The 22,844-nt window shown below is 41.9% G+C and carries 16 protein-coding genes; 4 read left to right on the top strand and 12 right to left on the bottom strand.

The window, feature by feature from the left end; genetic code table 11:
• Nucleotides 1-20: 20 nt before the first annotated feature.
• Entirely contained in the window at nt 21-1,169 is a 1,149-nt protein-coding gene (locus DXB77_RS06810; RefSeq protein WP_117808732.1) for a HAMP domain-containing sensor histidine kinase, read from the bottom strand.
• Nucleotides 1,166-1,846 (bottom strand): response regulator transcription factor, encoded by a 681-nt coding sequence (locus DXB77_RS06805; protein WP_117808733.1) that lies wholly within the window; start codon nt 1,844-1,846, stop codon nt 1,166-1,168. The genes DXB77_RS06810 and DXB77_RS06805 overlap by 4 nt, the downstream gene beginning before the upstream one ends.
• A gap of 98 nt (nt 1,847-1,944) precedes the next feature.
• On the opposite strand from DXB77_RS06805, the gene DXB77_RS06800 reads away from it, so the two are divergent.
• Genes DXB77_RS06800 through DXB77_RS06790 form a run of 3 tightly spaced genes read left to right on the top strand, consistent with a single transcriptional unit; the run spans nt 1,945 to nt 3,938 of the window.
• Nucleotides 1,945-2,088 (top strand): CD1871A family CXXC motif-containing protein, encoded by a 144-nt coding sequence (locus DXB77_RS06800; protein ID WP_117785383.1) that lies wholly within the window; start codon nt 1,945-1,947, stop codon nt 2,086-2,088.
• Nucleotides 2,081-2,986 carry a 4Fe-4S binding protein gene (locus tag DXB77_RS06795; protein ID WP_117808734.1) on the top strand — a complete coding sequence of 302 codons (906 nt, stop codon included), beginning with the start codon at nt 2,081-2,083 and terminating at the stop codon, nt 2,984-2,986. The genes DXB77_RS06800 and DXB77_RS06795 overlap by 8 nt, the downstream gene beginning before the upstream one ends.
• Before the next feature lie 52 nt (nt 2,987-3,038).
• On the top strand, nt 3,039-3,938 hold the full coding sequence (locus DXB77_RS06790; RefSeq protein ID WP_117808735.1) for a TlpA disulfide reductase family protein: 900 nt from the start codon (nt 3,039-3,041) through the stop codon (nt 3,936-3,938).
• A 90-nt stretch (nt 3,939-4,028) separates the two neighbouring features.
• On the opposite strand, the gene DXB77_RS06785 is transcribed toward DXB77_RS06790, so the two are convergent.
• The 9 genes from DXB77_RS06785 to DXB77_RS06750 form a co-directional block, all read right to left on the bottom strand.
• A complete protein-coding gene (locus DXB77_RS06785) occupies nt 4,029-9,836 on the bottom strand; it encodes a leucine-rich repeat protein (protein WP_182439441.1) in 5,808 nt (1,935 codons plus the stop codon).
• A 59-nt stretch (nt 9,837-9,895) separates the two neighbouring features.
• A complete protein-coding gene (locus DXB77_RS06780; protein ID WP_118483395.1) occupies nt 9,896-10,546 on the bottom strand; it encodes a TetR/AcrR family transcriptional regulator in 651 nt (216 codons plus the stop codon).
• A gap of 151 nt (nt 10,547-10,697) precedes the next feature.
• Nucleotides 10,698-13,115, bottom strand: coding sequence for an HAD-IC family P-type ATPase (locus DXB77_RS06775; protein ID WP_118662871.1), 2,418 nt, complete (start codon nt 13,113-13,115; stop codon nt 10,698-10,700).
• Nucleotides 13,116-13,248: 133 nt separating this feature from the next.
• Nucleotides 13,249-13,776 carry a phosphatase PAP2 family protein gene (locus DXB77_RS06770; RefSeq protein ID WP_118483595.1) on the bottom strand — a complete coding sequence of 176 codons (528 nt, stop codon included), beginning with the start codon at nt 13,774-13,776 and terminating at the stop codon, nt 13,249-13,251.
• Between the two features lie 117 nt (nt 13,777-13,893).
• Nucleotides 13,894-14,868 (bottom strand): hypothetical protein, encoded by a 975-nt coding sequence (locus DXB77_RS06765; protein WP_118662870.1) that lies wholly within the window; start codon nt 14,866-14,868, stop codon nt 13,894-13,896.
• Nucleotides 14,869-15,086: 218 nt separating this feature from the next.
• On the bottom strand, nt 15,087-15,212 hold the full coding sequence (locus DXB77_RS13380; protein WP_021943566.1) for a hypothetical protein: 126 nt from the start codon (nt 15,210-15,212) through the stop codon (nt 15,087-15,089).
• Nucleotides 15,213-15,295: 83 nt separating this feature from the next.
• A complete protein-coding gene (locus DXB77_RS06760) occupies nt 15,296-15,760 on the bottom strand; it encodes an Hsp20/alpha crystallin family protein (RefSeq protein ID WP_118483399.1) in 465 nt (154 codons plus the stop codon).
• A 346-nt stretch (nt 15,761-16,106) separates the two neighbouring features.
• A complete protein-coding gene (locus DXB77_RS06755; RefSeq protein WP_021943564.1) occupies nt 16,107-17,900 on the bottom strand; it encodes an ammonium transporter in 1,794 nt (597 codons plus the stop codon).
• Between the two features lie 337 nt (nt 17,901-18,237).
• Nucleotides 18,238-19,410: a sugar transporter gene (locus DXB77_RS06750; RefSeq protein ID WP_117822971.1), complete on the bottom strand. Its 1,173-nt coding sequence runs from the start codon at nt 19,408-19,410 to the stop codon at nt 18,238-18,240.
• 475 nt (nt 19,411-19,885) lie between these two features.
• On the opposite strand from DXB77_RS06750, the gene DXB77_RS06745 reads away from it, so the two are divergent.
• Entirely contained in the window at nt 19,886-21,307 is a 1,422-nt protein-coding gene (locus DXB77_RS06745; RefSeq protein WP_117822973.1) for an alanine/glycine:cation symporter family protein, read from the top strand.
• 566 nt (nt 21,308-21,873) lie between these two features.
• On the opposite strand, the gene DXB77_RS06740 is transcribed toward DXB77_RS06745, so the two are convergent.
• Nucleotides 21,874-22,812 carry a D-2-hydroxyacid dehydrogenase gene (locus tag DXB77_RS06740; RefSeq protein WP_118662915.1) on the bottom strand — a complete coding sequence of 313 codons (939 nt, stop codon included), beginning with the start codon at nt 22,810-22,812 and terminating at the stop codon, nt 21,874-21,876.
• Between the last annotated feature and the right edge of the window lie 32 nt (nt 22,813-22,844).

The raw sequence follows: 22,844 nt of genomic DNA, 5'->3' as shown, positions 1-22,844 counted from the left end.
CACACACATTTCAGGAATGATCACTGGGTAAAACTCACATCAAAAATCGTACCTCCGGATGGATTAGACCTAACTGTAATTGTCCCATCATGCGCACTTACGATTTCATGAACAAGTGCAAGTCCAAGTCCGACACCACCAAGTTCCCGGCTTCTGGATTTATCCACACGAAAGAACGGTTCAAACACACGCTGCCTGAGTTCCTCCGGGATTCCATTTCCGGTATCCTCTATTGACAGGTAAATATGTTTTTCCTTTTGATATGCGGTCACTGTAACCCGTCCCCCAGAATGATTATATTTTATAGCATTCTCAACAAGATTGTATACCATCCTATAAATAAGGATATCACTTCCGATCATCCTTATATCCGTGCATTTTCCAATAAGTTTTATATTTTTTTCCTGTGCAAGCGGTTCCAGATCCGCCAATACTTCATCAACAAGAGCATTGACCATTATTACATCGTCTCTCCCCACAGTTTGAAGCTCGCTCATATCCAGAAGGGTTTTTACCATTTTACCGAGTCTGTCATTCTGTTCCGTAACCATCTTTATCGTTTGCTCGGTATCTGCATCATTGCCCGGATGCGGATTGGAATTATATGAATCAAGCTGTATCTGCATTAAAGATAATGGGGTTCGAAGCTCATGTGCCGCATTTGCGGTAAATTGTCTCTGTATATCAAATGAATCCGAGAGACGTTCAAGCATCTTGTTATACGAAACACTCAGTTGGTTCAGTTCTTTAACATTGTTTTCTTCTATTCGTGAATCTGCCAGATTTTGTGCCTGTACCTCTTCAATCTTATCAGAAAACTTACCAATCGGCTTTAGGGCATGTCCACTGATAAAATACGTGGCCACACCACCCAGAAGCGCCAGCAAGGCTGAAATTATCAGGCTGTTTTTTTTGTAGTCTGCCTTGTTATTGTACACCTGAACGGAAAAATCATTTGCAAAATCATCCCAGTTATCCTCCGGAATGCTGATATATATTTCATCCGAAGAGCTTCCGTTATCATCTCCCCTGGCATCAACAGTCTCTTGCAGAGAATCAATATAGTACACACCATTTTTATAAATAAGCATAGTCAGACATCCACATATAAGCGCAATATATAATGTAATTATACATGTAAGTCTCCACTGTAGCGATATTCTTTTCATCTGTCGGCCTCCTCTCGTATTTTATACCCTTCTCCCACCTTGTTCAAAATCGGATCATATCCGAGCACTGCCTTAAGCTTTCTTCTAAGCGAAGACATATGTACTCTAATTGCTCCACTAAAGCTGTCCACGGATGCATCCCAGACATGCTCCATCAATTCTTCCTGACTTACCGGTCTTCCCAGATTGAGAAGCAGATATTCTAAAATACCATTTTCTTTTCTTGTAAGGGAAACCTTTTCCCCTTTTGCATATGCCTCACGTTTTATCGTATCAAAGCTTATCCCGCCGCTTTCCAGACATACATCCTTCTGCACAAATTTTCTTCTTGTCAGACTTCTGATACGTGCTTCAAGTTCCTTTATATGAAATGGTTTTTCCATATAATCATTTGCACCTGCATCCAGTCCCTCAACCTTATCCGCGATCTGTCCTCTTGCAGATAATATAATAACCTTTGTCTCCTCATTTTCCCGTCTGAGTTCTCTTAAGATTTCCATTCCATCCATACCGGGCAGATTCAGATCCAAAACGATCAGATCATAATCCTCCGTAAGGATACATTCAAGAGCCTCTTCCCCATCATAACAGGTATCCACTTCATACCCAACACCATACAGGCTTTTCGCAACCATATCACATATTTGTTTCTCATCTTCAACTATTAATAATCTCAAAAATCTTTCACCTGTTTCTTAACAAAAATTTTACAACAGCTATTGTATAATACCTAAGTCAGCTGGTCAACAAACACAATCAAGAAAGGAGCTGCAATATCTTGAAGTACAGGAAAATATCTCAGATCGTTTTACTCATCACAGGTATAGCAATGATCAGCTATGGTGTAGTCAGAGGTGAAGCGGCTGCCGTGCTCAGCAAAGCAATAAAATTATGTCTGGAGTGTGTAGGAATTGGATAAGAACAAATCAATATCAAAAAAAACAGCCAGAATACGCGGATGGATACAGGCAGCTGCCACGCTGCTTACCAATATTCACATCCCCAATTTATTTAAAGGCAAGATCTATCAGGGCAAAGCCAAAACAGTATGCGTACCGGGATTAAACTGTTACTCCTGTCCCGCTGCAACAGGAGCGTGTCCGATCGGGGCATTCCAAGCGGTTGTCGGCTCATTCAAATTTAAGTTTTCATACTACATAACCGGTTTTTTCATTTTGCTCGGTGTGATCCTCGGAAGATTTATATGTGGTTTTTTGTGCCCATTTGGATGGTTTCAGGATCTGCTTCATAAAATACCGGGGAAAAAATTTTCCACAGCCAGACTGAAACCGTTAAGATACCTGAAATATATCATCCTGATTGTTTTCGTTATACTTCTGCCGATGCTTGTAACGAACTCCATAGGAATGGGAGACCCGTTCTTCTGTAAGTATATTTGTCCACAGGGTGTTTTAGAGGGAGCTATACCACTTTCACTTGGAAATACCGCTATACGGTCTGCTCTCGGAAAGCTTTTTTCTTTTAAGTGCCTTATTTTAATTACGGTTATTATACTGAGTATTTTGTTCTACAGACCTTTCTGCAAATGGATTTGTCCTCTTGGAGCAATCTATTCATTATTTAACAAGGTCAGCCTTATGAATATCAAGGTTGAAAGCAGCAAATGTGTCGGATGCGGTAAGTGTTCAAAGGCATGCAAAATGGATGTAGATGTATGCAAAACACCAAATCATCCGGAATGCATACGATGCGGAGCATGTATAAAGGCCTGTCCAAAAGACGCGATCTGCTATCAGTTTATGGGGAGACCATGTTCCCAAAAGGGACATAAGCAATCTTCCAAAACCAACGTGTAACAATCAGCCACACTAATATTATCTAAATTATTATTTAAAGGAGCAATTATCTATGAAGACAAAAAAAACATTAATACCTATTATCACTCTCTGTGCAGCATTATCTCTCACGGCATGTAGCGGATCAGGATCTGCCACAACTGAGAGTTCACAAAAAAACCAGACAGAAGCCACCACTGAAGCTGCGGACAATTCCAACACGAAGCTGGATGATTTATATCAGCAGGAGAACCAGATTTTTGCAGATCATGCGGATGTATGGAACAAGGTATTTGGCATGATGAATAAAAGCAGCGCTGATCCAAGCGGAGATTATGCCGATTATCTGGCCGGCGCCGTGGAATCAAACAAGGAATCCTTTACAGATGATGAACTGAAAACACTTAACGATGATATTGAAACCATCAGACAGATTGAAAAGCAGATATCCGAAATCGAAAATAATAATACAGGATCAGAAAGCGCCGACCAGAACGACAGTTCCGAAGAAATCACACCTTTCAAGAGTTTCACCGGTAAGGATTTCGATGGTAATTCTGTTGACGAAAGCCTGTTTTCCAATAATGCGGTAACGGTCGTTAATTTCTGGTTTACCGGCTGCAAACCTTGTGTCGCAGAATTATCCAAGCTTAATGAATTAAACGATGCCATCAAATCGATGGGAGGCGAGGTAGTAGGTATCAACACAGAGACCTTTGACGGAAACGAAGATGCTATCAAGGAGGCCGCAGCCATTCTTGACAGTCAGGGTGCCAAATACCGCAATATTTCCATTGACTCTGATTCAAACATAGGTAAATATGCCTCCGACATCATGGCATTTCCTACAACCATACTTGTCGATAGGAATGGTAATATCGTCGGAGATCCTATGCTCGGCGGTATCGATGACCAGAATAACTATGACACTCTTATGAAACAGATCCAATCAGTAATCGATGCTGATAAATAGAATAAATAATCAGATTCAGGGGCAGGATAAAAAGCAAACTTTTTATCCTGCCCCTGATTACATTCTTAATCATGCTCCTTTGTCTTAATCTTATTTTGTTATCTTGACCTTCTTTACTTTACTGTATTTACCATATACTTTCCTGCCTGTAGAATCCTTCTTATATGCACGGACCCGTACATAATAGGTCTTTCCTTTTTTCAGCTTCTTTATGGTCTTCGTTCTCTTCGTTGTATTGACAACCTTCTTGCCCTTGGTGAACTTAGAATTGGTCGCGTATGTGATCTGATATCCCTTTGCTCCGGATACCTTTGAATACTTCACAACCAGATTCCTGCCATTCGTATTCGTAACCTTAAGTCCGGTTGTCTTCTTCACCTTTATCTTCGACCACTTCGCATATACGGTATAATTCTTCTTTGAGCCTTTCTTGATCGAGGTTATCTTCTTCGTATAATTACTATTTGTATACCATCCCTTGAATGCATATCCCTTCCGGGTCGGTTTCTTTAATATAACCTTCTTCGCTGATGTATAGGTCTTCGGATTCTTCCTGTTATTCTTACCCTTATTTAACTTATAAGTAATCGTATATTTTTTCTGGCTTAACTTGCTGACCTGACGTTTCTCAACCTTCTTACATACAGAGCAGGTTCTGCTTTCTTCCCCTGCATTTGAGGTAGTCGGCTTCACTGTCACTGTCCATGCAGTCCAGGTATGACCCTTTGCTGCTATACTGACATTTGTCTGCACTGTCTTTCCACAGGTATCACAAACATAATGTCCACTTCCTGCCGCCGTACAGGTTGCTTTCTTATCTGTTACCAGACGCTTTGATACATGCTTGCAGATAAGCTGCGCCAGCTCTCTTATCTCAACCGCTCCACATACAGAACAGGTTCTTGTTTCTTCTCCTGCCGCATCATAGGTAGCAGGTGTAACAACCTTCCATTCTCCACAGGTATGTTGATCCGCAAATTCTACTATGATCTTCTGTGGTTTTGTCACATTTTTGATCGTATACTTTCCATCTGCAAATTCTATCCTTGTGCCATTTGCAGATACAAGAACACATCGACCGGCTGCAGCCTTAACTGTAAAGGAATAATCCTCGCCATAACTGATTGTTTCTCCCTCTTTCTCCGGAAGGATCGTATAATCATCCCCACCGGATGGGATCGTAACCTCATATCGGTTCGGGATCACATCTTCTGCTTTCACATCTATGATGTAGTCTTTTCCAATGTTCTTAATAGTATAGCATCTGCCATCTGTCTTAAGTGCCTCTGCCACTTCATCAGACAGTTTATAATAGTTACCATCAAATCCCCTCACCGCTTCGTATACATAGACAACCGCATGGGCATTGCTGTATCTATCTCTTGCCGATAATGTATAGTCTGAATCTTCAACTACGTCGCCACCTGTTTCTTCCAGATAGTCCTGCGCATTCTCTGTAAGTGTAACTCTGTAATACTCGATGCATCCGTCAGGTTTCGTATTTGTCGCTCTGTTCATCGAAAGCTTAAGATCCCGACCGGTTACATCCGATCCCTCTAATCTGACACCAGCGGTTTCACTCTCTGCCTTCCAGTTATTCTCATAATACTTTATGGCTGCTAACTGATATTCTGCCTCTTCTAATTTCTCAAACCGATAAGAGCCATCTTCTGCTGATGTCGTCTTTTTTGTATCACCGTTTCCTTTTAATTTAACTGTTACACCCGGTACAGGATTGCCTTCGGGATCGCGAACAGTTCCGGAGATCGCATAAGTCTCTATATTCTTTTCAAAGATTGCGGTGTAGGTCTCGCCCTCAAAAACACCGTTTACCGCAGTTGGATAGAGTCCGGTTATGGAATAGAACGGACTACCCTCCTTGCTGTCAACCCACTTCACGAAATGCCAGCCAAGATCTGCCACCGGAAGAACTCCCTTTGGTGTTCCGCTTACTGCCTTGATCGTCTCTGTCAATTCACCGGAACCGGTCTTGTCACCTACCCATTTTACTGTTCCATGCTCGCCGGCCTTGTAGGTAAATGTAACTTCTGTTTCCTTTGTTGTAATCTCTACCGTATGATTTGCTGAGATATCGGATATCGTATAATTGCCATCCTCATCCGGCTTCAGTGTCTTTCCATCCAAGCTTACCCCTTCTAATATGCATCCTGTATCCGGTGTTACTGTAAATACAACAGTCTCACCGGTCTCGGTGATAAGCTCTGTCACTTTCTTCTTATCAACGCTTGCCGATGCATAACTACCTTCCGTCAATTTAAATTCCAGAGTATACAGGTCATATGCTTCTGCATATACATCCTTATCTGCAGTTAATACATGCGTGAAATCATACAAGGTCGTATGTTCCTTATCTTCATACCAGTCGAATGTATGAATTGCATCATTCTTTCCTGTTACAGTCGGTGCCTGGGTCTCGGTAACTGCATGGTTGTAATTCGTATATCCATATCCTGCAAGATCTTTACCACCGGTCGTATAATGGAAGGTCATCTGCATAACGCTTCTGCTTGTTTCTTCCTCTGTTAAATCAAGATACGGATATCGTTCGATTTCTGCTCCGCTTATTATCTGTTTCCATACAAATAACTGCTTTCCTCCGGAAGCCTTCAGATCTTCATTGATACCATTCTGCAGTTTCCAGGCAGCCTTACCGGATTCAAAATCTTCCGCTGTCATAGCTTCATTATCAGTAAATGTCACCTTATGTCCCTTCAAATCCATGGAATATCCGTAAGCTTCCACATCAATATCTCCCACATAACAGCAGGCAGATACCACTGCATTTCCCAAATAAGATGAAACACAACCTGCAATAGGCGCTGCAAATGCATGCGGTTCATTATTCTGGAAGCTGGTTGCAACATTTGTTGTCTTTATATTCGTGGAATAATTATAGCAGTCTCTTATCAGAGCATTCTCTACCCCTCCTACAATTCCTCCGGTATGGGAACCACCTTCAACGTCTCCTGTATTATAACAGCCGTAGATCGTACCCTTACTACATATTGCATAAGCAGCAATACCTCCGGCGCAACTGTCCGAAGCTGTAACAGCTCCTGTATTATAACAATAATAGATTCCATACTGTGACAGAGAAACCGGAACCAATTCCTCCGCTTCCGTAGAACCGCTTCCCGAATCATCTGAAGATCCGCCGGATGTATCTTCCCACCCCCCAATGGATGGATTTACGATTATTACATCACCGCCTTCTGCCACACCGGTTCCTGCTGCAATACCTCCGACATATGTTCCTGTAAGTGCTCCTTTATTATAGCAGTTAGCAACATATCCCTTGTTATCTCTTACAATACCGGCTGCCTGACCGGTTGATGTAATTGGCGCTTCATTATAACAGTTCAGGATCTTGCCCTTATTCCAATCACAAATTCCTCCCACATCTCCGCTAATGCGTCCTCCGGTATTATTGATTGCTCCACGATTGACACAGTTTTTTACAATGCCATAATTCATATCTACTATGCCAAAGCAATTTTCACGCTGTTTATCGATCCATTCTACATCTGCTGTATTCACACAGGCATCCATAATTCCATAATTCTTATATACAAAAACAGCACCGCCATGCCCACAATATTTTGTGCGCAGTCTTCCGGCTGTACAGTTCGTAACGGATCCATTATTGAATCCTGCAAATACTGCACATGCAGTTACATAAGACTTCTCTATCGTCAGATTCTTTAAAGCTCCCGATCTGCCGATATATCCGATCAGTCCGCCCTGATTATCATATCCCGGATTTTTCCGATACAAGCCCCGGATCGTCTTATGATTTCCGTCAAAAACTCCCTGATATATAATGTTATATTTCGTAAAATTAACATTATAAGATCCGAGAGATGGCCAGTTGATCACATTTGTCGTTTCATCTGTCCATACATCCCATTCACTTGTATCATTCATCTCAATATCATTGCAAAGAACGACATTCTCCGACAGATGTGCCGTAGCATCATCTCCGTTTCCATTTACATAATCAGCAAACCAGTATAACTGTCCGGCATTGCTTACTGCATAGTATCCTATGTAATTTTCGTCTAATCCAAATGCCTTACAATTCTCTGCCGTGACCTGCTCAGCCGGCTGATAGGAACCATCCACCGTTGCAAATCCATTTTCATCATAGGTCAAGCTCTTGCTGACTTCTCCACATGTACTACATTCTGCCGTATAGGTATATATGCCATCCTTTACACCGGCCAATTTCCAACCCACCTTTTCCTCATGGAAAGTGATGTGATCTCTTGGCACACCAAAGGTCTCCGTCAGGCATCTGTAAATCTCAAATGAATGTACCATATAGTACATGCTCTTTAAACTATTCGCTATCGTCTCTTTTGATTTATCTCCATAATCTGTTAAAGTTAACTGCAAAGAATCCTTATCTTTGTGCGGAATCTCTACCATCGTTCGGTTCCATGAACCACAAAATACATTCATATTTAACTCTTTTAAAGAAAGAGGCAGCTTAATCTCACGTTGTTCTTTCAGATTTGTATTATTTTCTTTATATGTAGAAAATAAGCCTTCCGGCAAGGTATTCAAGGCACATCCGTCTTCAAATGTTATGTACTTGATTTTTGCATTTCCGCCACCATCCAATGAAGTCGCTGTAAAATCCGTCAAGCATTTTGGATATTCAAGGCTTCGCAGATTACTGATGCTAAATGCCCGAGTTCCAATGGTAGTCACGTTCTGCATATACGGCAGCTCGGTTATATATATATAACGGAACGCTTCATCTTTAATTGTCTTAACACTGTCCGGAATCCGAAGTGATGATACCTTTGAGCATCCCATGAAAGCCTGCTCTTCAATCATCTCTAACTGATCAGGAAGTTGTATATCGGTAACATTACCGCAATATGCAAATGCTGCTTTTCCAATTGATGTCACGGAATCCGGAATTGCGATCTCCTGTAATCCGTCACAGTCATAAAATGCACATATACCGATCGTTGTGACTGTGCCAGGAATCACAAGCTTCTCCATCTGATCCAGATTTCGGAATGCTGATTCTCCGATTGTTGTAAGTCCTTCCGCTAATTCAACATCTTTCAAAGCGTAACAGGCATAAAAAGCTTCCTTTCCTATGCTTTCAACCTTTGAGCCTTTTTCGAACCGGATCGTCTCAAGATACTGTGAATTATAAAAGCACCTCTCCGGTATCGTTTCAATGGAAGCCGGAACCGTAAATTCTTTTAAAGACTTACAACCGTAAAGTAAATATTGAACATTCTTTCCAAATGAAGTAAGCTTGCATCCTTCCTCAAATGTAATCTTCTCCAGTGACTCATCCATATAGAACATGCCATGATTGAACGAACCTGAATTGAATTCTGTAACAGATGCCGGAATCGTGATCTCCTTCAGCTTCTTCTGTTGCTGCACCAGTGCTGTTGTTAATTTCTGCATCGTACTTGGAAGATAGATATATTCATACTGGAGATTTTCTGGTGGACTATATACATTAAAATATGTCAGTCCTTCTCCAACTTCTACCTGCACGATATTGTACTTGGCAAATACATCTTCATAATCTGAAAATAATCCAAACTGACCGGAATAGTTTGTATCTTCGCCTCCATATGTGATCGTTGCAATATACTTTTTTTCTTCTGTAGAAGCATAGATACGCCATATATTTTTATAGCTGTCTACCTGCTCTACCAATGCCTCTCCGGTCTTCTGATAATGATATCCGATTCCCTCATCGACTTCTACCTCTGCTGCATCCTCCGTCTGTGCATACGTTGTCATTGACCCATAAAGCGTTATGGGCGTCGCAATCGCAAGCATGGCAAGCATGGCGGCTGTCAGATAATGCTTTTTTCTCTTTGTTTTTAATTTACTCATATTTACCTCCCTTTCATTCATGCACGTATCCCTTATATCCCTAGTACCCCTGCATCCTGTTATACAGATGCTGTCGCATAGTTTATGATCATTTCCTTTAAACGTATCAACTCCGGCATATAATCCCTGTTATCCTCTGCGCCCCATATAAAGCCTCCCGCATAGTAGGTACATGCTGCCATCATCGTATGTATGGTCACACGGATAAATTCATCCTCCGGTATATCCGTGCGAAGGGTATGATCTTCCTTTGCTTTCTCATACATCATATGCAATCGGGTATCAGCCGAATACACCGACGTATGAATATTCTCAAACTGTTCCGGGTCTACGCCCTCATGCGTGACGTAGTGATTAAAGTTATCATTGTACTGAAGCAGTTCTTTATGATTCAGATACATTTCAATATAACTGTCCAGCGTGAATATGAATCGATCGATCGCCGGAATATCCTGAACCGATGAAATCGGTCTGTTTCTATCGAGCTCGTCCAGATATGATTTCCACTGTGCCATACAGACTGCGATCACGAGTTCTGTCTTATTCGAATAACACCGGAATAAGGTCGCCCTGCCGATACCGACCGCCTCTGCGATCTCGCCCATACTTACCGCTTCAATCTTCTTTTCTACAAAGATGCGAAATGCAGTATCCAGGATCCGCTGTCGTCGTTCATTTTCTTTTGCTTTTTGTTTCTCTGATTTGTTCATTACCGTGTTCCTTTTTTGATACGTACTGTATCATTAATTTTATAAGAAATAAAATATAATGTCAATACTCATAAACACATCTTATATATAAGTCAAGGATTTTTTCTGACCTCAAAAAATCAGGCAGCCCTGCTTTGTGGGCTGCCTGTCTCTATTTAAGCTCCAGATATTTCTTAAGCTTTGGCTTTTTCTTTTTATAGTATTCCTGCAGCTTCTCCACCAACAGGGTGAGGTAGCGGAACAGGGATTCTGCCGCGAATCCGAATACCACCATAAGCAGTACGCAGATATTTGACAGATCGGTCAATGCAAATAACTTCTTCAGGAAAAATCCTGAGAATATAAATCCAATGATGTTCAGTCCGATCACACCATATTTCATCTTGTTTAACGGCTCACTGATCTTAAACAGGATCATAAAGCCAACAACGCAAAGCACCATTGTTGCGATCGTACCGATGCTTTCTTCCGGCAGGGCAAATACCTCACCGCAAATCACTAACGCGCCAACCGCAATTACGTCAGTAAGGCCACCCGGAAATGCTTTGAACATGACATTTGTAAGGAAATGTCCTTTGATCCGGTCTCTGTTCGGTTCAAGTGCAAGCAGAAATCCGGGAGCACCGATCGTAAACATACTGACCAATGAGATCTGCGCCGGTTCCAGCGGATAGGTGATCATAAAGATAACCGAGAACAGCGACATCAACAGTGAGAATATATTCTTAACAAGGAACAGGCTGGCGGAACGCTGTACATTATTTACAACCCGTCGTCCTTCGTATACCACATCCGGCATATGTGCAAAATCGGAATCCAGCAGAACGACCTGTGCTGCCTGTGTTGCAGCTTCACTACCGGATGCCATCGCCACGCTGCAGTCCGCATCCTTCATTGCAAGGATATCATTGACACCATCACCTGTCATCGCCACGGTATGCCCCTGCTTTTTAAGTGCCTGCACAAGCTTCTGCTTCTGCTTCGGTGTCACACGACCAAAAACCGTATATTCCCGTACGGCTTTTTTGATCTTTGCATCCGTATCAAGTGTCGTTGCATCCACATAGCTTTCTGCGTTGTCAATACCCGCCTGAACTGCGATCTGTGATACCGTCTTTGGGTTATCACCGGATATAACCTTGATCGCTACATCCTGACTCTTAAAGTATGCAAAAGTCTTTACCGCATTTTCACGGATCGGATTTGCCAGTGCCACAAAGCCAAGCGGTGTTACTCTGTCTGATAATCCATTTGCAATACTGCTTCCTTCATATCTTCCAAATAACAGCACACGATCTCCCTTTTCAGCATAAGGAAGGATCTCTTTCTCGATTGACGCATAATCATCCCGCATGATAAATTCCGGTGCGCCAAGCAGATAGATGCCATCCGAAAATGTAATACTACCGTATTTCAAACTGGATGAAAATGCCAGACGGTCAAGCGGTACTCTGTGTTTTCCGGCACTACCGTCTGCCTCATCGGCATATTTCTTCAATGCCTCCATCGTAGCGTTATTATCCTGTGACGCTGCTGTATAATCGATCAGCAGCCCCTTTAATTCATCTGTCGTCTTTAGCGGATTCCGGCTGTCCTTACTTAAGAATACATCCTTGATACTCATAACCGGTTCTGTGATCGTTCCGGTCTTATCCACGCACAGCACATCGACACGCGCCAGTGTCTCGATGCTTTTCATATCGTGCAGCAGGACTTTTCGTTTTGCCAGATTCATCGTACTAAGTGCCAGTGCGATTGTAGTAAGAAGATATAATCCCTCCGGGATCATACCAAGGATAGCTGCAACCATAGAGGTTACACTCTTCCGGATCGAGTCATCATTTACGAAATGACTCTGCCAGAACAGGATGAGCCCGATCGGTATAATGATGATACCAACCCATTTTACGATCAGATTGATCGACCGGATCATCTCGGACTGTTCACCGCTTCCCATGGTCTTTGCTTCCATGCTGAGTTTTGAGATATAGGATTCATTTCCGACCTTTTCCAGTCTGGCATAACATTCACCGGACACCACAAAGCTGCCGGATAACAGAGAACTGCCGCTCGTCTTTTCTACCTCGTCTGCTTCACCGGTAAGGAGGGATTCATTTACCTGAATGCTGCCATCGATAACAACCGCATCTGCACAGATCTGCTTTCCGGCTGTCAGTAAAATGACATCATCCTTTACCAGTTCTTCCGAACGGATCTGCTGCAAAACACCGTCTCTGACTACATCTGCATGAGGTGCATTTAAGAAATTCATTTTTTCCAGTGTCTTCTTCGCACGCAGCTCCTGTATGATACCGATCAATGTATTACCTATGATAATCGGCAGAAAGGTCAGGTTCCGAAAGGAACCAACAAGGATCAGTAAGACTGTGATAATAAGAAATATTAAGTTAAAATATGTAAGTGTATTCGACAGAATGATCTCTTTTGTCGTTTTATCCGTCGATATATCGGTCTGATTCGTCAGCCCTTTTTCGATTCGTTTCTTTACTTCGTTTTCTGTCAGTCCCCGGATCGAGGGATTGATCTGATTTGCATTTGTATCATCCATAAGATTTCCTCTCTGGTCTGTGTTCTTAAAACTTTTACACCATTCTACTACATTCTTATGGAAAGAAAACGAAAATAAATGTTAAATTTTGTTAATTCTTTATTCAGGCGATAGCCTGTCCCTAATTTTCTCTCTATCCGTTTATTGAACCAAATTTCAGTTTCTTTTTTGTAATCAGATATGCTATTACGCCACACAGAATTCCAACCAAAATGCCACCTAAGATATCGGTCGGGTAATGCACATACAGGTATAGTCTGGAAAATGCGATCAGCACCGCGAGCACCAATGCCGGATACCGGTATTTCTCTTTTGCAAAAAACAATACAGTTACTGCTGCAAAGGAAGCTGCCGTATGACCGGATGGGAATGAATAATCTGTCGGCTTCTTCACTAACAGGGAAATCCCTGTATTTACATCAAAGGGTCTTGTCCTTGCTACCGCATTCTTCAATATTCCATTACAAAGTATAACATCAAATACCAGTGCAAGTGCCATCAGAATCCCTGTTTTTCTGTGCTTCTTACTGATCAACAGCACGACCGTAAGTGCAATCCAGATAATCCCTGCATTTCCAAGTGTTGATACAAATGGCATCCCTACATCAAGAAATGCATTTCTCATATGTTCCTGTATAAAATCCAAAATCGTTAACTCCATCTGATTCACCTTTTGTCCTCCTGCCTGTATGTAAATCACACACTGTTTCTACCGGTCTGCTCTGTTGCTTCACTTATGCAAGTGATTTTGTATGTCTTTCAGATAAGTATCACTTATTTATTTTCCCCGGAGGATCTTCACACCACGAACAATCATGAATACACCTACGATCAACAATGCCGCCGACATTACAGTTGAGAACAATGAACTCATAACAGCCATAAGGCTTGCTGTCTGAATAAGCATGACAATAAAACTAAGCACGATAATGCTGTTTGCCAATATAAAACAACCTCCGACCACAATACATATGACTCCGGCATAAATATTTGCACCTTTTTGAACTACAGAACCAACCTTTCTTGCCTTCTCCCGCTGTGCAGAATCCATACCCATGCCGTTCATCATCTGGTCAAATTCCGGTGACAGTCCGCTTCCATATCCTGCAGCATCATCATTTACCTGACTGGTATAGACCTTATTTTCCGCACTTCCTGAATATGGTGTGCCTGGAGTTCCCTGCTGCCATTGTGAATTCTGCCCGGTATCTGTAGCCACTGGTGATGTTTTCTCGCTATTTTCTATTATTATATCTGCCGGCTGACTGCCATACACACCATATAGGCTGTTGTATCCGGACTGACTGTTGTATCCGGACTGACTATTATATTCGCCATATTGACTGTTATATCCGGAAGTCTGAACGACATCACCGCTGTCTTCTTTTAAAAAGTTACGAATTCCCTGGATCAGAAGCAGCACTCCTATGCCCCCGAAAAACAGAAGGAAAAATCTCATGACACCTAGTCCTTTTGCAAAAAGACCCACAAAGCCAAAACTCATGAATACCAAAGTTCCCAGAATGCAACCCAGTAATTGTTTGACCCGATTGGATACACTTTCCATCGAATTAATAAACAATACGATTCCTGTCAATGCAAATATCAATCCGAATCCAAGTACAATCCCCCATGTTAAGATTCCTCCCTGATCATACAGGTTTGTTATGCCCCAGACTCCGAGGGCAAGCATCATCACACCAAAGCAAAAGAAAACAAATGCTCCTATTTTTGCTCCTTTTTGTTCCTGCATAAAACCACCTCCGTTTATAGAGTATCACAGAACTGTGTTTTTTTGCACTCCTCCATGTATATTTTTTCGATTTTGTCACCAAATGCCTTCGATGAAAATGCTTCCGATGATACTTCTGTTCCTATAAAGCAAAAAAATCCCCCGCACTTGTCTCCTGTAGTTCTTCGGGCTACAGGCAAATGCGGGGAACCTTTTCTTTATTTGTTGATTTATTCACTCTAATAAGTATGTTTCTTTGACTTTGGTGCTGCAGCTTCAACCTCCTGTGCATTATGATTAGCTGTTGCACATACCTTCTGAACTGCTTTCTTTTTCTTCAATGGATGCTTTGGATTCTTATCCATGATCTACACTCCCTTTCTTATATCTGTATACATATACATAAGGGGTCATGTTTTTTATTCGCACGGCTCGATATCAACACATTTTATTCGATGGCAATGAAGTTCTCCTTTTCAATTGCTTCCGGTGCTTTCTTTGGAAGGGTCAGACGAAGAATACCACTTTCATATTTTGCATGTATATCCTTCTGACTGATACCGTCACCAACATAGAAACTTCTGCTCATGCTGCCGGCATAACGTTCACGTCTGATATACTTACCGGTCTTCTTATCTTTCTCATCCTTATCCAGACCTTTTGCAGCGGAAATGGTGATGTAGCCATCTTCCAGTTTGACATTTACTTCATCCTTCTTAAATCCGGGAAGATCAATGTCTACTTCATAGCTGTCATCTGTTTCACGGACATCCGTCTTCATCATGTTCTTAGCATGTTTGCCATACAACGGGCTTTTCTCCGGAAACATTTCCTTTTCAAAATCTTTACCGAATGGGAAATCATCCATCCAATCATCAAATAAACTTTCTCCAAAAATACTAGGTCTTAACATAAGTCATTACTCCTTTCAATTTCAAACCAGTGTCGGAAATCTCAGCTCCTTATGGAACCTTGAGGCACTTAGACTTTTGTATGTTTAGCACTGTCAGAGAAACTGAGGTGTCGAATTTGTATGTTATAAGTTCCGGGATTCTTTCTTTTATCTTCTTTCTTAATCCCTTTCCTTATCTTTAGCTATGTTATAGCACCGTTTATTAGCACTGTCAATAGGCGAGTGCTAATTTTATGTGAAGATTTTGTGAACTATCTGATTTCTATTTCTACACTTAAAAGAAAGAGCCAGACCGGCACTCACCGGTCTGGCTCTTTCTTCTATATAATTATAGGTTATTTGTAATTTACTCTACATCCTGTAAAGCTGCAAAGTCTTCCTCACCGGTACGAACCTTAACAACCTTATCAACACTGTATACGAAGATCTTACCATCACCGATATGTCCGGTATACAGAGCCTTCTTAGCAGCTTCAATAACTGCACTGACAGGAATCTTGCTGACTACGACTTCTACCTTAACCTTTGGAAGAAGGGTTGCATCTAATTCAACACCACGGTACATCTCGCCGGCACCCTTCTGGATACCACAGCCCATAACCTGATTCATTGTCATACCAGTTACACCAAGATCATTCAATGCCTTCTTCAAAATCTCAAACCGTGCAAGCTTTGCAATGATAACTACCTTGTAGATACCACTTGGAGATGCTGTAACAGGAGCTTCCGCAACCTTAACTGCTGCATTCTTTAATGTATCCGAAGCCTTATCATAATCAGCTACACCAAGATCTGTGTTTTCATTTACATCCATTGTCATTGTATTTGATACATCAACGATACTGAAGCCAGCATATGCAGATGGAAGACCATGCTCGCATGAATCCAGACCAACAATTTCCTCTTCCTCTGATACACGAAGGCCGAAGATCTTCTTAATAAGAAGGAATGCAATTGTAATCGTAACTGCTGTCCAGAGGATGGTCGCGCCCATACCTACGAACTGAATACCGAGCTGCTTGAAACCACCGCCATAGAATAAACCTTTGGCTGCAATCTGGTTTGCACCATATGTTACGCCATCACCGATACCTCTTGCAAATGCAGGAGCTGTATCTGTAGCGAAAAGACCAACTGCGATTGTTCCCCAGATACCATTTAAGCAGTGAACTGCAACAGCACCTACAGGATCATCAATATGTAATTTGTAATCTAAGAGCCATACACCGAATACAACCAATACACCGGCAACAGCACCGATCACGATAGCACCGAAAGCATCACAGACATCACAAGGAGCTGTAATTGCTACCAGACCTGCAAGAGATGCATTCAGACACATTGAAACATCAGGCTTACCATATTTTACCCAGGTAATGATCATTGCTACAACTGTTGCAACAGCAGGAGCAATTGTTGTTGTTACAAATATTGAACCAAGTTCTGAAACGGTTGTTGCTGCTGCACCATTGAATCCATACCAGCCAAGCCAGAGGATAAATACACCGAGACAACCGATCGGAAGGTTATGTCCAGGGAATGCATTTACTTTTTCAACCTTACCATCCTTGCCCTTTACAAACTTACCGATACGAGGTCCAAGGATTGCTGCACCGATCAATGCACAGATACCACCAACCATATGAATACAGTTAGAACCGGCAAAATCATGGAAGCCCATCTGAGCCAACCAGCCGCCGCCCCATGTCCAGTGTGCCTCAATCGGATAAATAACTGCTGAGATAATTGCTGAATATACACAATAAGAAATGAATTTTGTACGTTCTGCCATCGCACCGGATACGATTGTCGCTGTTGTTGCACAGAACACTAAGTTAAATACGAAGTTGGACCAGTCAAAATTTGCATAATCAGTAAATATGTCAAATCCCGGTTTACCGATCAAACCAACCATGTCTTCACCAAGTAAGAGTCCAAAACCAAGAAGGATAAATACAACTGTACCAATACAGAAGTCCATCAGGTTTTTCATCAGAATGTTTCCGGCATTCTTTGCTCTGGTAAATCCTGTCTCTACCATCGCAAATCCTGCCTGCATCCAGAATACCAATGCCGCTCCGATCAGGAACCAGACACCGTACACTTCACCAGAAATTGCATCTAAAATTTCACTTGTCATAGTTCTTACCTCCTAAAACTCAAAAATGCGATACATGGAGACTTATCCTTAACAGACGCCCCATTGCATCGCATTTTACTTCATTTTTCCCCTCATCCGGTCCGCGCGTATAGCCGGATATCAGGTTTTTCTTTGTCCTGTACCGGGGAACTTATGCCTCCCGATAAAAGAAAAAGGCACTACGAATATTTCGTAGCGCCTTTGCTATGTCCATGAGTATAGCACCGGGGATTACTCATGTCAACGATAAATTTATATTTTTTTTAGAGATTATTAACCATGCCTTTTCCAACTGATCATCACAGTTTATAGTTTCGCATTCTATACAAGTATTTATCTACTTTCTCTTCATCTGTGGGATCAGTATAAAGCTGCAATACAGGATTGCTATAACTGCCATGATCCCCCCTGCAAATCCGATATACCCCATCGATGCATGTGTACATACCAGTCCTCCGATCCAGGTGCCACATCCAATTCCCAGATTATAGATTCCTGAGAACATCGACATGGCAACAGCGGAGGCTTCCTCCGGAACCGCTTTGATTGTCTCTGACTGGAAAGTAACGTTAAATGCCGTTACAGCCATACCCCACAGCATACAGATCAATATCATTGTCCACGTAAATTTCGATGCCGGTTTCAGGCAAAGCATGACAACAGCAATCAGTGTGATCGATGCACGGATAAAATGATATCTGTGTTTGTCATATACACAGGAGAACAGAAAACTTCCAAGAATTCCGGCCGCTCCAAACAACATTAAAGTTATAGTAACAAGATTATCCTTAAACATTGCAACCTGCTTCAAAAACGGCTCAATATAGCTGTAGCCTGTATAGTATGCACCCGCAACTAAGAACGACATTAATATGATCCCAAGCATAACCGGGTTCTTCAATATCACCGGCAGTTCTTTCATTTTAAAGGATGTACCGCCTTCAACCTTCGGAAATACAAATGCCATATAGATAAGAACAAGAAATGCAACAACCGCAACACAGAAAAATGTCATTCTCCATCCTACATATAAACCAACAATCCTTCCAAGCGGAAGCCCAAATATCATCGCAATGGATGTACCGGTTACTACCATACTCATCGCAAACGACCGGAACTTCTCCGGCACGATCTTAACTGCTGCCGGTGATGCGATCGACCAGAAGACCGCATGTGCACAGGCAACTATGATCCTTGCCGCCATCAGCATCGCATATCCGGTTGCAACCGCTGATAATATCTGACCGATTCCAAATAATGCAATCGTTCCCAGCAACAGTTTTCGGAAGCTGATCCTTGATGCAAGCAGCATGAGTGGCAGTGATAGCAGCATAACCGCCCACGAATATGCTGAAATCAGCATCCCCGCTTTTGCCTCCGTGATCCGAAAATCATCTGCGATATCGGTCAGAAGTCCGATTGGCATGAATTCCGATGTATTAAATATAAATGCCGCTACCGTCATTCCGATGAGCGGCAGCCATTCCCTGATAGTTAATTTCTGATTCATTCTGCAATTATATCCTTTCCTGTAAATTCCTGTATTTTTCTATTTATACATTTACTGTTTTGCAACGCAGTCCGCTAATATATATTCTGTACCATGCAACGCAGTCTGTTAATATGCCTCCGTATTATGCGACACATTTATATGAAACCGATCTTGTATTATATGGTATTTTTTCCTATGAACCGCATCTGATATTATCCGGCATTTTTATTTTTATAGTAATTTTATTATCGGATTCCCAACTCCGCAAGTCAAAAAAATAGTCTTCTTCTTGTAATTTTTGCTGTTTTTACCGCTGTTTTTTCACGAAATTAAGCAAATTCTGTTGCATTAGCGTAGAAAAGTATGTATTATATTAAAATGTTGTGTTATTTTTATAAATATTTGATTTTTTCATAATATAATTCTTTATTTTATTCATATAATTTATCAGAATAACACATCACCACAATACAAAAATGAAAAGGAGAAAATCATGTGGGCAACTGTAAATGAAATCTTAACAAAAATCGATGATTTTGTGTGGGGTCCTCCACTTATGGTCCTTATTATGGTCGGTGGAATTCTTCTCACAATCCGGATGGGCGTTCTTCAGATCCGCAAACTGCCATTAGCACTCAAATGGATGATCAAAAACGAAGAAGAAGGCGAAGGCGAGGTTACTTCCTTTGGTGCACTGTGTACTGCTCTTTCCGCTACGATTGGAACCGGTAATATCGTTGGTGTAGCAACTGCGATCGGAGCCGGTGGACCGGGAGCATTATTCTGGATGGTACTTGCTGCATTCTTCGGAATGGCAACCAAATATGCAGAAGGTCTTCTGGCTGTCAAATATCGTGTCGTTGACAAGGACAACCATGCACTTGGCGGACCATTCTACTATATTGAAAAAGGTATGGGATCAAAATGGAAATGGCTTGCAAAAATATTTGCTTTCTTTGGTATCTGTGTAGGTCTGTTCGGTATCGGAACCTTCTCTCAGGTAAATGGTATTTCTTCCGCTGTTAATTCATTCTTTGATCCTGACATGCAGTGGACGGTTAATATTCCAGGAATCGGTACTTATTCATGGACCGTTGTTATCGCTTCCCTGATCTTAAGTGTATGTGTTGCACTCGTTCTGATTGGCGGACTGAAGCGTATCGCAAGCGTATCCCAGATCATCGTTCCATTTATGGCTGTTATCTATGTTGTTATATGTGTGATGTTACTGATCTGCAACATCACTAAAATTCCTGAGGCTGTTGTTATCATTGTAAAGAGCGCTTTCAAGCCTTCTGCTGTTGCGGGTGGTATCGCCGGTTCATTTATCGTTGCTATGCAGAAAGGTGTCGCGCGTGGTATCTTCTCAAATGAAGCCGGTCTTGGTTCTGCTCCTATCGCAGCAGCCGCTGCCCAGACAAAGGAACCGGTTCGTCAGGGACTTGTATCCATGACCGGTACTTTCATCGATACTATCATTATCTGTACAATGACAGGTCTTTCCATTGTTCTTACCGGTGCATGGAAAGTGGAAGGTTTACAGGGTGTTCAGGTTACCACATATGCTTTTAACGAGGGACTTCCGATTCCTGCAACGATATCAAGCTTCCTGTTAATGCTCTGTCTGGTATTCTTTGCATTTACGACGATCCTTGGATGGGATTATTATTCTGAGCGTTGTCTGGAATACTTATCCGGCGGCAAAAAGAAATCCATCATGATCTACAGATGGTTATACATTCTTGCTGTATTTATCGGACCTTACATGACAGTTTCTGCTGTATGGACGATCGCCGATATCTTCAACGGACTGATGGCTATTCCTAATATGATCGCCATCTTTGCTTTAAGCGGTGTGGTTGCAAGGGAAACGCGTGATTTCTTCAGCCGTCATAATAAGCAGCCTTTTGAATAATTGACCGGGATCTTTTGCATTTCTCTTATATAAAGAGGACTCGGAGGTGCAGTTTCATACCTCCGAGTCCTCTTATTTTTTCTGTGCTCTGTTAATTCTTTTCCTTAGCTATATCAATTAAAGGTCGTATCCGCATCATGTAATACGCCGTTCATTCTTTCCCTTAGCTATATAGTTAGTGGGTATTAAACCACTTTATAACACTTCATACCACATTTTATTTTGTTTTTGGGGTATCTGCTTTTATTTTAATAATCTATACCCTTATCTCTACCTTACTTTCGGGTATTATAGCCCATAGTAAGCATCCATACCCTGAAATCATTTTATTTATGGGTATAAAATCATTTTATTTTACACTATACCCATCTTCTTAATAATTTCCGGGTATCAGATTAATCTCATAACATTTATACCCGTATATGCGTTCAGGCCAATGACAATTCCGGGTATCAGGTTAATCTCATATCATCTATACCCATATATGCGTTCAGTTCAATGACGATTCCGGGTATCACATTCATCTTCCGCATATTAAGCTATCCAAACGTTTTTTTGTATTAATGCTATCTCTTCTCAACAAAACCCTTTACATGGTAAAGGACGATCTGCATCAGGCGGGTACGGGCTTCGGTGCTTGCCCAGGCGACATGTGGCGTGATGAGCAGCTTATGGCTGTCCTTTATAGCAAGCAGCGGATTGTCCGGCTGTATCGGTTCCGTCCGAAGGACATCTACGCCTGCGGCTGCGATCGTGTCCTGCTTCAAGGCTTCTGCAAGATCTTCTTCGACTACGATCGGCCCACGTCCAAGGTTCAGGAAGATTGCATCCTTTTTCATCTTTGCAAATGCCGCTTTATCCATCAGATTCCCGGTATATTCATTTAATGGCGCATGAACCGATATGACATCAGATGTCCGAAGAAGTGTATTCAGGTCAACCTGCTCATAGCCCTCCTGTGCCGGTCTGCCGGATGCTGAATAATAGATTACATGTGCGCCAAATGCCTTTGCTATATCTGCCACCTTCCTTCCGATCGCACCAAGCCCAATGATACCCCATGTCTTTCCGGCAAGCTCTGTAAACGGCTCGCCAAACCAGGTAAATACATCGTTTTTCTGATATGATCCATTCTTTACATAATCATCATAATACCGGAGCTTTTCGAGCAGATAAAAAAGCATGGCAAATGTGTGCTGGGCAACGATCGTGGTGGAATATCCGGCTGCATTTCTCCATTCAATTCCCCGTTTGTCCAGATAATCTTTATCCAGATTGTTTGTTCCGGTTGCTGCTACACAGACCAGCTTCAGATTCTGAGCCGTTCCAACCGTCTGCTCATTTACCGGGACTTTATTCACAATGATAACATCTGCATCCTTCGCCCGCTCCGGAACTTCTTCCGGCTGTGATATCTCATATGTTACAACTTCTCCCAAAGCCTCAAAGCCCGTCAAGTCAATGTCTTCTCCTATCGTCTTACGATCTAAAAATACTATCTTCATATTTATTTTTAATCCTTTCATCTATTTTTGTT

It is taken from the genome of Clostridium sp. OM05-9 (assembly GCF_003481465.1).
Classification (GTDB): Bacteria; Bacillota; Clostridia; order Lachnospirales; family Lachnospiraceae; genus Coprococcus; species Coprococcus ammoniilyticus.
The sequence above is the reverse complement of the archived record's forward strand: the minus strand, read 5'-3'. Positions and strand labels throughout refer to the sequence as shown.

Coding starts and splice junctions, on each gene's coding strand:
- DXB77_RS06770 (WP_118483595.1), bottom strand. CDS start 13,776: ATGGAGTTAACGATTTTGGATTTTATACAGGAACATATGAGAAATGCA.
- DXB77_RS06750 (WP_117822971.1), bottom strand. CDS start 19,410: ATGAATCAGAAATTAACTATCAGGGAATGGCTGCCGCTCATCGGAATG.
- DXB77_RS06765 (WP_118662870.1), bottom strand. CDS start 14,868: ATGCAGGAACAAAAAGGAGCAAAAATAGGAGCATTTGTTTTCTTTTGC.
- DXB77_RS06810 (WP_117808732.1), bottom strand. CDS start 1,169: ATGAAAAGAATATCGCTACAGTGGAGACTTACATGTATAATTACATTA.
- DXB77_RS06775 (WP_118662871.1), bottom strand. CDS start 13,115: ATGGATGATACAAATGCAAATCAGATCAATCCCTCGATCCGGGGACTG.
- DXB77_RS06755 (WP_021943564.1), bottom strand. CDS start 17,900: ATGACAAGTGAAATTTTAGATGCAATTTCTGGTGAAGTGTACGGTGTC.
- DXB77_RS06790 (WP_117808735.1), top strand. CDS start 3,039: ATGAAGACAAAAAAAACATTAATACCTATTATCACTCTCTGTGCAGCA.
- DXB77_RS06740 (WP_118662915.1), bottom strand. CDS start 22,812: ATGAAGATAGTATTTTTAGATCGTAAGACGATAGGAGAAGACATTGAC.
- DXB77_RS06760 (WP_118483399.1), bottom strand. CDS start 15,760: ATGTTAAGACCTAGTATTTTTGGAGAAAGTTTATTTGATGATTGGATG.
- DXB77_RS06745 (WP_117822973.1), top strand. CDS start 19,886: ATGTGGGCAACTGTAAATGAAATCTTAACAAAAATCGATGATTTTGTG.
- DXB77_RS06785 (WP_182439441.1), bottom strand. CDS start 9,836: ATGAGTAAATTAAAAACAAAGAGAAAAAAGCATTATCTGACAGCCGCC.
- DXB77_RS13380 (WP_021943566.1), bottom strand. CDS start 15,212: ATGGATAAGAATCCAAAGCATCCATTGAAGAAAAAGAAAGCAGTTCAG.
- DXB77_RS06780 (WP_118483395.1), bottom strand. CDS start 10,546: ATGAACAAATCAGAGAAACAAAAAGCAAAAGAAAATGAACGACGACAG.